The organism is Actinomycetospora cinnamomea (genome assembly GCF_003096675.1).
Classification (GTDB): domain Bacteria; phylum Actinomycetota; class Actinomycetes; order Mycobacteriales; family Pseudonocardiaceae; genus Actinomycetospora; species Actinomycetospora cinnamomea.
Genome location: NZ_QEKW01000006.1, coordinates 108,356 through 122,350 on the forward strand (window position 1 = coordinate 108,356; position 13,995 = coordinate 122,350).

Annotated in this window: 14 protein-coding genes; 10 read left to right on the forward strand and 4 right to left on the reverse strand. The window is 74.8% G+C overall.

The window, feature by feature from the left end; translation table 11 throughout:
• Window positions 1-19 precede the first annotated feature (19 nt).
• Together C8D89_RS13500 and C8D89_RS13505 are read left to right on the forward strand one after the other, a co-directional pair.
• Window positions 20-1,051 (forward strand): prephenate dehydrogenase, encoded by a 1,032-nt coding sequence (locus tag C8D89_RS13500; RefSeq protein ID WP_243418081.1) that lies wholly within the window; start codon window positions 20-22, stop codon window positions 1,049-1,051.
• A gap of 119 nt (window positions 1,052-1,170) precedes the next feature.
• Window positions 1,171-1,599: a hypothetical protein gene (locus C8D89_RS13505; protein WP_116708648.1), complete on the forward strand. Its 429-nt coding sequence runs from the start codon at window positions 1,171-1,173 to the stop codon at window positions 1,597-1,599.
• Between the two features lie 37 nt (window positions 1,600-1,636).
• On the opposite strand, the gene C8D89_RS13510 is transcribed toward C8D89_RS13505, so the two are convergent.
• A complete protein-coding gene (locus C8D89_RS13510) occupies window positions 1,637-2,329 on the reverse strand; it encodes an ATP-dependent DNA ligase (RefSeq protein WP_243418102.1) in 693 nt (230 codons plus the stop codon).
• Between the two features lie 164 nt (window positions 2,330-2,493).
• Between C8D89_RS13510 and ku the strand changes: the two genes are divergently transcribed.
• On the forward strand, window positions 2,494-3,522 hold the full coding sequence (gene ku, locus C8D89_RS13515) for a non-homologous end joining protein Ku (protein WP_116708827.1): 1,029 nt from the start codon (window positions 2,494-2,496) through the stop codon (window positions 3,520-3,522).
• A 13-nt stretch (window positions 3,523-3,535) separates the two neighbouring features.
• On the opposite strand, the gene C8D89_RS13520 is transcribed toward ku, so the two are convergent.
• The gene (locus C8D89_RS13520) at window positions 3,536-3,760 is read right to left on the reverse strand and encodes a copper ion binding protein (protein WP_116708650.1); all 225 of its coding nucleotides are present in this window, start codon (window positions 3,758-3,760) and stop codon (window positions 3,536-3,538) included.
• 125 nt (window positions 3,761-3,885) lie between these two features.
• Here C8D89_RS13520 and C8D89_RS13525 point away from each other — a divergent pair, with 125 nt between their 5' ends.
• Window positions 3,886-4,473 (forward strand): type 1 glutamine amidotransferase domain-containing protein, encoded by a 588-nt coding sequence (locus C8D89_RS13525; protein WP_116708651.1) that lies wholly within the window; start codon window positions 3,886-3,888, stop codon window positions 4,471-4,473.
• Window positions 4,474-4,579: 106 nt separating this feature from the next.
• On the forward strand, window positions 4,580-5,704 hold the full coding sequence (locus C8D89_RS13530; protein WP_207787209.1) for a YncE family protein: 1,125 nt from the start codon (window positions 4,580-4,582) through the stop codon (window positions 5,702-5,704).
• 15 nt (window positions 5,705-5,719) lie between these two features.
• On the opposite strand, the gene C8D89_RS13535 is transcribed toward C8D89_RS13530, so the two are convergent.
• Together C8D89_RS13535 and C8D89_RS13540 are read right to left on the reverse strand one after the other, a co-directional pair.
• The gene (locus C8D89_RS13535; protein ID WP_165825689.1) at window positions 5,720-6,907 is read right to left on the reverse strand and encodes an LCP family protein; all 1,188 of its coding nucleotides are present in this window, start codon (window positions 6,905-6,907) and stop codon (window positions 5,720-5,722) included.
• Window positions 6,908-7,275: 368 nt separating this feature from the next.
• Window positions 7,276-7,941, reverse strand: coding sequence for a TetR/AcrR family transcriptional regulator (locus C8D89_RS13540; RefSeq protein WP_116708653.1), 666 nt, complete (start codon window positions 7,939-7,941; stop codon window positions 7,276-7,278).
• A gap of 188 nt (window positions 7,942-8,129) precedes the next feature.
• On the opposite strand from C8D89_RS13540, the gene C8D89_RS13545 reads away from it, so the two are divergent.
• The 5 genes from C8D89_RS13545 (at window position 8,130) to C8D89_RS13565 (ending at window position 13,995) form a co-directional block, all read left to right on the forward strand.
• Entirely contained in the window at window positions 8,130-9,674 is a 1,545-nt protein-coding gene (locus C8D89_RS13545; RefSeq protein WP_116708654.1) for a flavin-containing monooxygenase, read from the forward strand.
• Window positions 9,675-9,695: 21 nt separating this feature from the next.
• Window positions 9,696-10,601, forward strand: a complete 906-nt coding sequence (locus tag C8D89_RS13550) for an SDR family oxidoreductase (RefSeq protein ID WP_116708655.1) — start codon at window positions 9,696-9,698, stop codon at window positions 10,599-10,601.
• 76 nt (window positions 10,602-10,677) lie between these two features.
• Entirely contained in the window at window positions 10,678-11,943 is a 1,266-nt protein-coding gene (locus C8D89_RS13555) for a cytochrome P450 family protein (RefSeq protein ID WP_116708656.1), read from the forward strand.
• 41 nt (window positions 11,944-11,984) lie between these two features.
• Window positions 11,985-13,133, forward strand: a complete 1,149-nt coding sequence (locus C8D89_RS13560) for an acetate and sugar kinases/Hsc70/actin family protein (protein ID WP_116708657.1) — start codon at window positions 11,985-11,987, stop codon at window positions 13,131-13,133.
• Window positions 13,134-13,152: 19 nt separating this feature from the next.
• Window positions 13,153-13,995 (forward strand): DNA-formamidopyrimidine glycosylase family protein, encoded by an 843-nt coding sequence (locus C8D89_RS13565; RefSeq protein WP_116708658.1) that lies wholly within the window; start codon window positions 13,153-13,155, stop codon window positions 13,993-13,995.

Sequence of the window (13,995 nt, forward strand, 5' to 3'; positions counted from 1 at the left end):
TCGCCCTAGGGTCGGTGGCGTGGAGACGGCCGTGGAGTCCGCAGGTGCCACCCTCGCCGCCGCGCAGAGCCGTCCGGTGTGCGTCATCGGCCTCGGCCTCATCGGTGGGTCGCTGCTGCGCGCCGCCGCCGACGCCGGCCGGCGCGCGTGGGGTGCGTCGGCCTCGACGACCACCACCGAGAAGGCGGGCGCCGACGGCTACGACGTCACCGCGACGGTGGACGAGGCCCTCGCCCGAGCCGCCACCGAGGACGCGCTGGTCGTGCTCGCCGTGCCCCTGACCGCGCTCGACGACGTGCTCGCCGTCGTGGCCCGCGAGGCCCCCCGGTGCCGGCTCACCGACGTCACCAGCGTCAAGGAGCCGGTGCGCGAGGCCGTCGAGCGGCAGGCACCCGGCACCCGCTTCGTCGGCGGGCACCCGATGACCGGCACCGAGTTCTCCGGATGGGACGCCGGCTCGCTGCAGTTGTTCCACGAGAAGGTCTGGGTGGTCGCCACCGAGGACGACGCCGACCTCGAGGTGTGGGTCGACGTCGCCGCGCTCGCGCTGGCCTGCGGCGCCGTCGTCGTGCCGGCCGCGTCCGACGAGCACGACCTCGCCGTCGCCCGCATCTCCCACCTCCCCCACCTGTTCGCCGCCGTGCTGGCGTCCGTCGGCGCCGACGGGGGCGAGCTCGCGCTGGCCCTGGCCGCCGGCTCGTTCACCGACGGCACCCGCGTCGCCGCCACCCGCCCCGAGCTCACTGCGGCGATGTGCGTGGGCAACCGCGCCGCGCTGCTGTCGTCGCTGGACGACGCGCTTGGACGCCTGGGCGCCGCGCGGGGCTCGCTGGCGTCCACCGGCGGCCTGCTGGCGACGCTGACGGCGGGGCACGACGGGCGGACGGCGCTCGACGACGCCCGGCGGGCCCGGCGCGAGGTGCGGATCGACCTCGAGGGCACGCCGGCGGAGTTCCTCGAGGCGATGCGCGAACTGGGCCGCACGGGCGGGCGCGTCATCGGCTGGACCGCGGAGGCGCTGGACGCGGCGGACGAGGCGCTCGGGATCTAGTCGCGACCGCGACGCCGCACGCGGCCGCGGCGAGCGGCCACTCCGGGTGTCCGCTGCGAGCGGAGCCATCTCCACGGAACAGCACCCCGCTGTCGGGGCCCTGCTCCATCATCGAACACATGTTCGAAGGGTTCGTGGACGAGACGCCGGGTGCGGCGCCCGGCGTGCCTCCCGGTCCTGCCCTGGCCGAGGCGCTCCTGACCGGGGACCCCCTGGCGCCCGCGCCCGACTGTCGCCACCACCACGTCATCAAGCACCTGCGGGGCTGGACGGTGCGCCGGGACACCGACGGGTCGGTCCTCTGGACCACTCCCTCGGGCCGGCGCCACCGCACGGTGCGCCCGGTGCTCCTGGCCGCGACGGCCGGCACCGCCGGCGAGCTTGCCGAGACCCGGGTCGACGGCGACCCCCCGCACGCCCGGAGCGGGCCACCCGAGGACCGCCGCGAGCTGCCCACCCACCAGCCCGCCGACCAGCCCGTCGGCCGGCCCCGCCGACCTCTCACGACGGGCCCGACGCGAGGACACGACGATGATCCGCCGTACTGAGTCGCGGGGCGCGGACGACCGGGTGTCGGGAGCGTGGTCAGAACAGCGTGTCGTGCTGGGGAGTGCGCTCGCGGCGGGCGTGCCGGGGACGGCGGCCCGAGGTCGTGGCGGGGGCCTCGCCGGTGCCCGACGCCGAGGACAGCAGCGTGGGCGGGGCCGAGGTCGGGGCCGTGGGGGCCACGCGTACCCAGTCGCCACCCGAGTCGCCCGGGCGGTAGGGCGTGCCCCGGCGCTTGGCGATGACCCCCGACAGGCGCTGGGCGACCACCCCGGCGAGCAGGGCCGGGCCGTCGTCGTAGGCCGGCGAGATCTGGATGCGGGTGGCCCGGGACAGGTCGAGGCGCGAGAGCACGGCCCGCCGTTCCTCGAGCGGGCGGGGGTCGAGCGGCACGCCGTAGAGGCGCACGACGTCGTAGACCATGAACACGGCCGGCCGGGCGCGCGCCAGGGCGCGGGCGCGCTGGGCGTCGGACACCTGCAGGCGCTCGCCCAGCGCGTCGGCCGAGGGGCTGCCCCCGTCGAGCATCACGGCCTCGCCGTCGAGCAGCCCGTCGGCGACGGCGTCGACGAGGCCGGAGAACTCGGGGAAGCGGGCGGTGACGTCCTCGCCGTCCGCAGTGCGCAGGGTCAGCACGCCCTCGTCGACGTCGGCGAGCAGCCGGACGCCCGCCCAGTCGACCTCGTAGCTCCAGGCGCCCTCGACCGGCAAATCGCCGGGGACGGGGAGCATCGGCAGCACCCCGCCATCGTGCTACGGCACGCCGACAACGCCCGGGACCGGGGTCGGCGCGTCGTTGGCTGGGACGAATGGGGCTGCTGCGGCATGCTGGGACCGACGCACGGTGAGCGACCACGCACCGCGCCGACCTACCTGCCCGCCGAGAGGGGCCGATGATGCGCGCGATCTGGAACGGCGCGGTGTCGTTCGGGCTCGTGAACGTGCCGGTGCGGCTCTACGCCGCGACCACGAACCACGACATCCGTTTCCACCAGGTGCACGAGCGCGACGGCGGGCGCATCCGTCAGAAGCGGACGTGCTCGGTCTGCGGCGAGGAGGTCCAGTACTCCGAGATCGCCAAGGGCTACGAGACCGACGACGGCCAGCTGATCATGCTCGACGACGACGACCTGTCGACGCTGCCGGTGGCGACGGGGCACGAGATCGACGTCGTCCAGTTCGTCCCGTCGGACCAGATCGACGCCCTGCTCCTCGACAAGAGCTACTACCTGGAGCCGGAGAACAAGGCGGTCAAGCCGTACGCCCTGCTGCGTGAGGCGCTGCGCGAGACCGACCGCATGGCGGTGGTCAAGGTCGCGCTGCGGCAGCGGGAGACGCTGGCGCTGCTGCGGGTGCGTGACGAGGCGATCGTGCTGCAGACGATGCTGTGGCCCGACGAGGTGCGCGAGCCGGAGTTCGAGACCCTGCGCACCGAGGTCGACCTCCGGCCGCAGGAGATGCAGATGGCGTCCTCGCTGGTGGAGAGCCTGTCGGGGGACTTCGAGTCCGACCAGTTCGAGGACGAGTACCGCCAGGCGGTGGTCGAGCTCATCGAGTACAAGCGCGAGCACGGCGGGGGGCGCCCGGCCCCCGAGCCGGCCGCCGCCGACGACGGTGACGACATGACCGACCTGCTCACCGCGCTGCGCCGCAGCGTCGAGGCGGCCGGCGGCAAGGCCCCTGCCGAGGAGCCCGCGGCGGCGTCGGACCAGGGCGCCACGGCGACGGCGACGGAAACGGAGACGGAGACGCCGGCGGAGGAGAAGCCGAAGCGGGCCCGTTCCCGCACGAAGAAGACCGAGGAGAAGACGGAGGAGAAGCTCGAGGAGGAGACCCCGAAGAGGACCCGGCGCTCCTCGTCGAAGAAGAAGGACGAGGACGAGGAGGCCGCGCCGGCCAAGGGGCGACGCAGCAGGAGCGCCTGAGCCCCGTCCGCGCTCAGTTCCTCAGCGCGTCCTGCTCGGGGACGTCGTAGCCCTGGTCCTCGATCGCGTCGACGAGCGCCCGGACGGTGACGACGTCGTCGTGCTCGACGCGCACCGAGCGGGCGTCGACGTCGACCTCCACCGCCTGCACCCCTTCGAGCGGGCCGACGGCGCCCTCGATGGCCTGCTTGCAGTGCCCGCAGTGGATTTCCGGGACCGACAGGGTGGTGCTGCTCATCGCCGTGCCTCCGTTTCGTGGCGTCGGCGCCGGGGGAGCCCCCGGCGTCCGTCGCACCGTCCCCCAGCGGCGACGGCGCGATACCCCCGGAGGGTACCCACGACGCGAGGGAGCGCTGCACGACCATGGCCGACAACGGACAGCTCCACGGCAGGACCGTCATGTTCCTGTGCGCCAAGGAGGGCACCGAGCAGGTCGAGCTGACCGAGCCCTGGAAGGCGGTGCAGGAGGCCGGCGGCACCCCGGTGCTCGTCTCCGAGACGCCCGGCTCCATCCAGGCCTTCAACCACCTCGACAAGGGCGACCGCTTCGACGTCGACGCCGTCATCACCCAGGTCAAGATCGAGAACTACGACGCCCTCGTGCTGCCGGGCGGCGTCGCCAACCCCGACCTGCTGCGGACCATCCCGGACGTCGTGCAGGTCGTCGGCCAGTTCTTCGCCAACCGCAAGCCGGTCGCCGCGATCTGTCACGCGCCGTGGACGCTCATCGAGGCCGACGTCGTCCGTGGCCGGCGCATGACGTCGTTCCCCAGCATCGCGACCGACCTCCGCAACGCCGGCGCGGAGTGGGTCGACGAGGAGGTCGTCGTCGACCAGGGGCTGATCACCAGCCGCAACCCCGACGACCTGCCGGCGTTCTGCCGCACGCTGGTCGAGGAGTTCGCCAACGCCCCGGAGCCGGCGCACGCCCTGTCGGCCGACCAGGCCTGACCGGCAGCGAGGGCCGAGAGACCACCCGGACGCCGGCCGGCCCCCGAACGGAGCCGGCCGGCGTCGTCGCGCGGAGGACACGGAGCACCGGGCAGACTCCGGCGCCATGCGCAGACGCCCTGCCCGGACGCTGGCCGCCGTCGGCCTGATCGCGGGCCTCGCGCTCGCCGGCTGCAGCAACCAGGCCCCCGCGCCGCCGCCCGCGGCCGCGCCCACCCCTGCCGCGCCGCCCACGACGACCACCGGCTTCATCCCGCCGGGCGTCCCCACCGAGGGCATGCGTCCGCCGACGGACACGCTGCCGCTGGCCGCCGAGCCGCAGGGCGCGCCGGCCCCGACGTCCACCCCGCCCGGCCGCCAGGTCGAGGTCGGCCCGGCGCCGGAGGGCGTCGTCGTCGACCCGATGACCCGCACCGTGGCCGTGGCCAAGCGCGAGCCCAACGAGCTGGTGCTGCTCGACGCCGACACCGGCGCGATCCGCACCCGCACCCCGCTGCCGGGCTTCGTGCGCCACCTCCAGCTCGCCGGCCCCGGCGGCCCGGTGCTCGTGCCCGTCGAGAGCGCGAACGTCGTCGTGCGCGTGGACCTGCCCGGTGGCACCGCGCAGGCGCCGGTCCCCGTCGGCACGGTGCCCCACGACGCCACCCAGGCACCCAACGGCACGCTGATGGCCGCCGACGAGCTCGGCGGCACCGTGTCGGCGGTGCGGGGCGACCAGGTGGTCAAGGTCTTCACCGACGCCGTGCAGCCGGCCGGCATCGTCCCGGTCGGCGACATCGTCGGCATGGTCGACGTCCGCAAGAACACGCTGACCACCTACGACGTGGCCGCCCTGCGCATCGTCGGGGAGACGCCCGCCGGCGCCGGGCCCACCCATCTGGTCGCCGACCGCCACGGCCGCATGATCGCCACCGACACCCGCGGCGACGCGGTCATCGTGTTCGAGCCGACGACGGGCCCGGGCGGCGGCCCGCGCGAGGTCGCCCGCGTCACGCAGCCCGGCGGGCCCTACGGCATCACCTACGACCCGGTCCGCGACCGCGTGTGGGTCGCGTCGTCGGGCACCAACGAGGTCGTCGGCTACGACCTCACGACCCCGCAACCGCGCGAGGTCGCCCGGGTCGCGACCGTCCAGAACCCCTACACCGTCGGCGTCGACCCGACCAGCGGCCGGCTCTACGTCGCGGGCGTCTCCACCGGCGTCGTGCAGATCGTCGACCCCGCAGCGTGATCGACCACGGCGTGCTCAGCCCCCGCTGATCAGATCCTGGGGGATGTCCTCGTCCTCCCGGATGGCGTCGAAGAACTGCTGGGAGTCCCGCCGGTCCCAGACGACGCCGCCGGAGACGCTCGAGGACAGGTCGACCGGCACCGTCGTGGTCACGCCCGAGCCGCCGGACAGCGAGCGCATCGCGAAGCCCAGGCTCGCGAGGTTCCAGACGTGGGTGCTGTCGTCGACCTTCAGCGTGCCGATCGCCGAGTTCGCGAACGGGATGATGCGGAAGGGGTTGAGCAGCACCAACGGGCTCGACGCCTCGGAGATCAGCGCGGACAGGAACTTGCGCTGGTTCTGGATGCGCTGCAGGTCGGCGTTGGGGAACGCGCGGCTGCGCACGAACCCCAGCGCGCTGGGCCCGTCCAGCTCCTGGCAGCCGGCGGGCAGGTCGATGCCCGCCTTCGGGTCGTCGAGCGGCTCGTCGAGGCACATCTCGACGCCGCCGATCGCGTCGACCATGCCCGCGAAACCCTCGAAGCCGATCTCCGCGTAGTGGTCGATCTCGATGTCGGCCGCCTCCTCGATGGTCTGTACCAGGAGCTCCGGCCCGCCGATCGAGTACGCCGAGTTCAGACGGCCGCGGCCGTGGCCGGGGATGGGCAGGATCGAGTCGCGCGGCAGGCTGGTCAGCGAGGTCTGCCCGCCGAACCCGCCGGCGTGCACGAGCATCATGGTGTCCGTGCGGCTGCCGTCGACCTCACCGGTGCTGAGCTGCTCCTCCGTGGCTTCGGTCAGCCCGGCACGGCTGTCGGACCCGATGATCAACCAGTTCGTGCCGGAGCTCGCCGACCCCTCGTACTCGGGCAGCGCCCCGATCCGTGTCATCTGCGTGTCGAGGTAGATCCCGAACCCGACGACGAACAGCAGCAGCACCGCCAGCACCGCGCCGATGCGCTTCGGCCAGCTCCAGCCCCGCCGCCCGCCACCGGTTCCGCGCGACCAGGCCGGGCGCTCGGGCACCCGGTCGCGCCACGACCGGCGCGGGGCCTCCTGCTCGCGGGCCGCCCGCGCGACCTCGGGGTCGAAGCCGACCTGCGGGTCGCGGTTCCAGTCGGGCGCGCCGACGCGGGTGGGCTGCTGACGCGGCGGGCGCGCCCCGCCCCGACCCGGCGGAGCGCCGCCGTTGGAACCCCCGCCGCGGCGGCCGCGACCCGGCATCGCGAACCCGCCGGGACGCGCCGCGGGAGGGCCCTGCCCCGGGGGCGGTCCGGGCGGCGGGCCCCCGGGAGGACCGGGCGGGCGGCCACCGGGACCACCGGGACCACCGGGCCCGGCAGGCCCGCCGGAGCCACCGCGCCCACCGGGACCGCCGCGCGGGCCGCCGGGGCCCGGTCGTCCCCGGCCGGGGGGTCCGCCGGGTCGGTTCATCGCCGCCTCACCTCGCGTGTCGCGTCGACGGGCGGCGCCCGGGTCTGGACGCCCGGCCGGCTCTCGGATGCCGGCCGCGGGGCCGTCGTGATCGGTGAGGATACGCAGGCCACGGGCCCGTCGAGCGCCCCCCGCAGGCGCGGGGGCACCCGCCGGCGTCACACGTCCGGACCAGCGGCACGGTCGAGGACCGCGAGGACGAGCGCGGTGACGGTGGGCGCGAGCTCGCCGAGGCGGTCGCCGCGTCCGTCCTCGACGGCGTCGAGGACGAGCTCGTTGATGCCGCCGACGAGCGCGACGGCCATCGGCCGGGGCAGGCCGCGCAACCGCGCGAGCTCGGGCGAATCCGCCGAGCCGTCCCCCGGGCCATCTCCCGTGCCGTCCGCCGTGCCGTCCCCGGGGCCCTCCGCCGCGGCCCACCGCGCGGCGCCGAGCGCGACGAGGGCGGCGAGCTGGTCGGCGAAGCGGTTCAGCACCTCGCGACGCACCCGCCAGCCGCGGTGGCCCAGGCCGCTGACCTCGGTGAGCAGGGTGCGCGTGAGCTCCGGCTGCTCGGCGAGGGCGTCGAGGTAGGCGCGGGTGGCGGCGTCGACCTCGTCGGCGAGATCCGGGGGCGGCGCCCCGGGGTCGGCCTCGACGGCCGGGGCGACGGCCTCGGCGATGCGAGTCAGCGGGCCCTCGGCGGCGGCGACGTAGGCGGCGAGGAAGCAGTCCTCGCGGTCGGCGAAGTGCTGGTAGAACGTCCGCTTCGACACCCGTGCGGACGCGACGACGTCGGCCACCGTGACGGCGGCGTACCCGCGCTCGGCGACCAGACCGATCATCGCCTGGACCAGGCGGTCACGATGGGCGGACCCCGCAGCAGCTCCCGCGTGACCCGCGGCCGGAACGGACACTGGACAACGGTACCACCGCGTACCACACTGATCGCCGATCCGGTACGGTCGCGTACCAGCGCCATGCCCGCGGCGGTCGCCCGCCCGGGACGCCGACGACGCCACGAGGAGGACCCATGACGCAGGTGGAGCCGACGCCGGCGCCGGCCCCGTCCGAGAGCACCCCGGAGGCCGGCGCGCCGATCGCGCACCTCGCGGTGGCGATCGTCGGCAACGGCTTCTCCGGGCTCGGCACGGCGATCCGCCTGCGCCAGGCCGGGGAGGACAACTTCCTGATCTTCGAGCGGCACGACGACGTCGGCGGCACGTGGCGGGACAACTCCTACCCCGGCTGCGCCTGCGACGTGCCCAGCCACCTCTACTCGTTCTCGTTCGCGCCCAACCCGGACTGGAGCCGGTCCTTCTCCGCCCAGCCGGAGATCCACGCCTACCTGCAGCGGGTGTCGGCGGAGTACGGCATCGACCGGTTCACCCGCAACCGCCACGAGGTGCTGGACGCGACGTGGGACGACGACGCGCAGCACTGGGTGGTGACGACGAGCCAGGGCGTCTGGACCGCCGACGTGCTGGTGCTGGGCTCGGGCGCGTTGTCGGACCCGTCGTTCCCCGACGTGCCCGGCCTCGAGGACTTCGAGGGCCCGGTGTTCCACTCCGCGACCTGGCGCCACGACCTCGATCTGCGCGGCCGGCGGATCGCCGTTATCGGCACCGGGGCGTCGGCCATCCAGTTCGTACCCGAGATCGCGCCGGTCGTGGACACGCTCGAGGTCTTCCAGCGCACGCCCCCGTGGATCATGCCGCGGGGGGACCGCGCCATCACCCGCGCCGAGAAGCTGCTGTTCCGGTACGTCCCACCGGCCCAGCGGCTCGTGCGTGAGGCCATCTACTGGGCGCGCGAGACGTTCGTCTTCGGGTTCAAGGACCCGCGACGGATGGCGAAGGCCGCCAAGATCGCCGAGGCGCACATGCGTCGCCAGGTCCGCGACCCGGAGCTGCGCGAGAAGATCACGCCGAACTACGCGATGGGCTGCAAGCGCATCCTGCTGTCCAACGACTACCTGCCCGCACTCGACCGCGACAACGTCGAGGTGGTCACCGAGAAGATCGTCGAGATCCGGCCGCACGCCGTCGTCACCGCCGACGGCACCGAGCACGAGGTCGACACGATCATCGCGGGCACGGGCTTCGCCATCGCCGACCTGCCGATCAGCCACCGCGTGCACGGGCGCGACGGCCGCACGCTCGCCGACCACTGGGCCGGCTCGCCGCACGCCCACAACGGCACGATGATCGCGGGCTTCCCCAACGCGTTCACCCTGCTGGGACCGAACACGGGCCTGGGCCACAACTCGGTCGTCTTCATGATCGAGTCCCAGATCGCGCTCGTCATGGACACCCTGCGCCACATGCGCTCCCACGGCGTCGGCGCCGTCGAGCCCACGCGCGCCGCCCAGGACGCGTTCGTCGAGGAGATGCAGCGCAAGACCGAGGGCACCGTCTGGGTCGATGGTGGCTGCTCGAGCTGGTACCTCGACAGGAACGGCAAGAACTCGGCGCTGTGGCCGACGTTCACCATGCCCTTCCGCCGGCGCCTGCGGCGCTTCCGCCCCGAGGAGCACGTGCTGACCCCCGTCACCCCCGCCCGCGCCGGCCGGCGCTGAGACACCCCGAGGAGACGACTGATGAATCTGCGCGACAGTCTGGCAGGCAAGGTCCTGTTCATCACCGGCGCCGCGCGCGGCATCGGCGAGGAGACCGCGCGGCGCGCTGCCGCGCGCGGCGCCCACATCGCCGCCGTCGGCATGGAGCCCGAGCGCCTGGAGAAGCTGGTCGCCGAGCTCGGACCGGGTCACACCTGGGCCGAGTGCGACGTCACCGACCAGGAGTCGCTGGACGCGGCCGTCGCGACGACCGTGCGCGACCTCGGCGGGATCGACGTCGTCGTCGCCAACGCCGGCATCGCCAACCAGGGCACCGTCGCCGAGAGCCCGGCCGACGTCGTCGCGCGGGTGATGGAGGTCAACCTCATCGGCGTCTCGCGGACCGTCTCGGCCACCGTGGCCGAGGTCGAGAAGCGCAACGGCTACCTGCTGCTCGTCTCGTCGCTGGCGGCGTTCACCGCGCTGCCGGGGATGGCCGCCTACTGCGGGGCCAAGGCCGGCGTGGAGCACTACGGCAACGCCCTGCGCTTCGAGCTCGCCTACCGGGGCATCGACGTGGGCACCGCCCACATGGGGTGGATCGACACCGACCTCGTCCGCGACGTCAAGGCCGACTCCTCGACGTTCGAGGAGACCCTGCGCAAGCTGCCCGGGCCCCTCGGCGCGCTGACCTCGGTCGGCGACTGCGCCGACGCCTTCCTCGAGGGGATCGTCAAGCGCAAGCGCCGCATCTTCGTGCCGAAGTCGGTCGGCGTCGTCGCGGCGTTGCGCCCCATCACGTTCTCGCGCCTCGGCGACCTGCCGATCCTCGCCCAGGCCAGGACGATGGTGCCCCGTCTGGAGGAGCAGTTCCGGAAGACCGGACGTACGTTCGGCGCCACGAGTGCGGGGATGGGCAAGCGGGGAGCCCCGACCGGCTCCCGGTGACACGGCGCGGTCCCTCCCGCGCGCGTACGGTCGTCGGTGAACCGAGATTCAGCGGCCGACGCGAGAGGGGCCCGCCGTGACCGACCTGGCCACCGGCCCGGTGTTCACCGACGACTACTGGCGCGACCCGTTCGCCGTCCTGGCCGAGGTCCGCGAGCAGGCGCCCGTGCGGGAGGTCGAGCTGCCCGACGGCGGCTCGACGTGGCTCGTCACGCGGTACGCCGACGCGCGCTCGGTGATGGCCGACCCGCGCTTCGTCAAGGACTTCCGCAACACCCTGCCGCCCGAGCAGCGCGAGCACGCGCCCGGCATCCCCTCGCCGGGCGGCGAGATGATGCTGCTCAACGACCCGCCGGTCCACACGCGGCTGCGCAAGCTCGTGGTCAAGGCGTTCACGGTGCGGCGGGTCGCCGCCCTGCGCCCGCGGGTGGAGGCGATGGCGGCGGCGCTGCTCTCGGCCCTGCCCGCCGACGCGACGGTCGACATGGTGGCGGGCTACGCGGTACCGCTGCCCACGGCGGTGATCTGCGAGCTGCTCGGCGTGCCGGTGGACGACCGCGACGCCTTCGGCGCCTGGTCGACGACGCTGATCGACGAGACGCCCGAGCCCGATAAGATGCAGGCCAACGCGAGCCTCGCCGCGTACCTGTCCGAACTCGTGGAGCGCAAGCGCGCCGAGCCGGACGAGGCGCTGATCTCGGCGCTCATCGAGGTCTCCGAGGCCGACGAGCGGCTCTCCACCGAGGAGATCGTCGCGATGGCGATGCTGCTGCTCATCGCCGGGCACGAGACGACGGCCACGCTGATCACGACCTCTGTCGAGGCGATGCTGCGTGACCCGGGGCTGCGCGACCGGCTGGCCGCCGCCGACCCCGACGAGCTGCGCGCTGCCATCGAGGAGTTCCTGCGCTGGGGCGCGCCGATCGCCCAGGCCCCCGTGCGCTTCGCCGCCGAGGACGTGGACTTCGACGGGGTCGTGGTGCCACGCGGCGCGATGCTCATGGTGTCGCTGGCCGCGGCCAACCACGACCCGGCCCGCTTCGAGCGGCCCGACGACCTCGAACCCGGACGTGACACCACCGGGCACCTGGCGTTCGGCCACGGGCTGCACTTCTGCCTCGGCGCGTCGCTGGCGCGCCTCGAGGCCGAGGTCGCGCTGCGCACCCTGCTCGACCGCTTCCCCGCCTTCGCCCCCGGCGTCACGCTTCCCGTCGAGCGGCGGCGCAGCGTGCTCGTCAACGCCTGGCAGCACCTGCCCGTGGTGCTCGACCCGGAGGCGGCCGAGCGCACGGAGGACACCGATGCCATGCCGGCCGTGCAGGCCACCGCGTCCACCGCGTGACCGCACGGCGGGTGCCGCTCGCGCTGTGACACCCTGCGGTCGTGACCGCTCCGGACGCCCGCTGGACCCTCGCGGTCGATCACGGGACATCCGAGACGGTGGGCGCCTGGGCGGACGTCGACCCCCGCGACGGCTGGGTGCGCGTGGGGCCCGTGGAGGTCGACGGCGCCACCTCGATGCCCTCGGCGGTGCTGTCGCGCACCGACGGCACGGTGCTCGCCGGCCGCCCGGCGCTCGAGGCGGGCGCGCTGGACCCGGCGGCGGCGCTGCTGCGCTCGCGCCCGCACCTCGGGGCCAGCACGGGCGGCCCGCCGGAGCTGCTCACGCGCTGGCCGCGTCCCACCACGGCGGTCGACGTGGCCACGGCACTGATCGCCAAGCTCGTCCACGCCGAGGCGGGGCGCCGGGGCACGCTGCCGTCCCTGGTGGTGCTCCTGCACCCGGCGTCGTGGTCCTCGCCGGCGTGCGAGGCGCTGCGCGCGGCGGGCCGCGCGGCACTCGCGGCCATCCCCTACACCTCGCCCGACCAGGTCGAGCTCCTCGACGGGCCCCGCGCCGCGGCCCACCGCCTCGGCGGGCACGGCCGCCTGCTCGTCGTCGACCTCGGGGGCGCGGCGACCGAGCTCGCCGTCGTCGACCGCTCCGGCGACGGGAGCTCCTCGATCGCCGCGGTGAGCACGGTCAACGTGGGCGCCGAGGTGCTCGACGACGCCCTCGCCCAGCTCGTCCTCGACCGCGCGCCGGCCCCGTTCGCCGCGCGGGTGCGCTTCGGCGGCGACCTCGAGGCCCACCGCGCCTGGTACCGGCTGCGCAGGAGCGTCCGGGAGGCCAAGGAGACCCTCGCCGCGACGGGCAGCGTCACCGTCCCGCTGCCGATGCTGCCGCCGGAACCGCCAGCCGGGGTCGTGACGCTCACGCACGGCGACCTCGGCGCGATGCTGGCGCCGGGGCTCGAGGAGATCGCCCAGGGCATCACCGCCCTCGTCGGGACGCTGACCGGGCCGCGGCCCGGGATGCTGGTGCGCGGGGGCCTGGCCGCGATGCCGCGGGTGCGCGAGTGGCTCGCCGAGCGCACCGGGTTCGGCCTCGCGCACGGCGGGGACCCGGGCGCGGTCTCGGCGTTCGGACCCGCCTCCGGCGCGGCCGCGTGGGCGGCCGAGCGTCTGGGGCTGGGGCTGGGGAGACAGTAGGTCGGTGTGGGGGGACGGCGTGGAGGGTGACGCGGTCCACCGCTGCGCCGCCCGCCTCACGTCCCTGGCCGGCGCCACGGTCGTGCGCAGTGACCTCCGCACCCCGGCGCTCGCCACCGTGGATCTCGCCGGGCGGGTGCTCGGGGAGACGAGGGCTCACGGCAAGCACCTGCTCACGCGCTTCACCGACGGCGCGACGCTGCACAGCCACCTGCGGATGAGCGGCTCGTGGACGGTCGTGCGGCGGCACGGCAGGGGCGGGCGTCCGCTGCTGCCGCGGCACCTGGCGGTGCGGGCGGCGCTCACTCTCGACTCCGGCGTCTCGCTCGTCGGCGTCGACGTCCCGGTGCTCGAGCTGCTGCGCACCCGCGACGAGCACCGGGTGGTCGGCCACCTCGGGCCCGACGTGCTCGCCGGGCAGCCGACCGCGACCCAGGAGCGGTTCGACGAGGACGACGCCCTCACCCGCCTGCGCCGCGACCCGCAGCGCCCGGTCGTCGAGGCCCTGCTCGACCAGCGCGGGGTGTCGGGGTTGGGCAACCTGTGGGCCGTCGAGCTGTGCTTCCTGCGCGGTCTCTGGCCGTGGACGCCGGTCGGCGAGGTCGACCTCGAGCCCCTCCTCGCGCTGGCCCGCAGGATGATCCGGCACAGCCTCGAGCACGGCACCGGCATGACGACCACGGGCGTCAGGCGGCGCGGCGAGAACCACTGGGTCACGGGGCGGTCGAACCGGCCGTGCCGGCGCTGCGGCACGCTCGTGCGCTTCCGCCCCGCCCCGGGCTCGGGCGCCCCGTACCGTCGCGAGGTGTGGTGGTGCCCCACCTGCCAGCCCGTGTCAACCCGCGCCGGCCGGGGCACCTGA

Excerpts from the sequence above, each read along its gene's own strand:
- C8D89_RS13530 (WP_207787209.1), top strand. The coding sequence starts at position 4,580 with ATGCGCAGACGCCCTGCCCGGACGCTGGCCGCCGTCGGCCTGATCGCG.
- C8D89_RS13510 (WP_243418102.1), bottom strand. The coding sequence starts at position 2,329 with ATGCTCCCCGTCCCCGGCGATTTGCCGGTCGAGGGCGCCTGGAGCTAC.
- C8D89_RS13535 (WP_165825689.1), bottom strand. The coding sequence starts at position 6,907 with ATGCCGGGTCGCGGCCGCCGCGGCGGGGGTTCCAACGGCGGCGCTCCG.
- C8D89_RS13525 (WP_116708651.1), top strand. The coding sequence starts at position 3,886 with ATGGCCGACAACGGACAGCTCCACGGCAGGACCGTCATGTTCCTGTGC.
- ku (WP_116708827.1), top strand. The coding sequence starts at position 2,494 with ATGCGCGCGATCTGGAACGGCGCGGTGTCGTTCGGGCTCGTGAACGTG.
- C8D89_RS13545 (WP_116708654.1), top strand. The coding sequence starts at position 8,130 with ATGACGCAGGTGGAGCCGACGCCGGCGCCGGCCCCGTCCGAGAGCACC.
- C8D89_RS13505 (WP_116708648.1), top strand. The coding sequence starts at position 1,171 with ATGTTCGAAGGGTTCGTGGACGAGACGCCGGGTGCGGCGCCCGGCGTG.
- C8D89_RS13550 (WP_116708655.1), top strand. The coding sequence starts at position 9,696 with ATGAATCTGCGCGACAGTCTGGCAGGCAAGGTCCTGTTCATCACCGGC.
- C8D89_RS13540 (WP_116708653.1), bottom strand. The coding sequence starts at position 7,941 with ATGATCGGTCTGGTCGCCGAGCGCGGGTACGCCGCCGTCACGGTGGCC.
- C8D89_RS13520 (WP_116708650.1), bottom strand. The coding sequence starts at position 3,760 with ATGAGCAGCACCACCCTGTCGGTCCCGGAAATCCACTGCGGGCACTGC.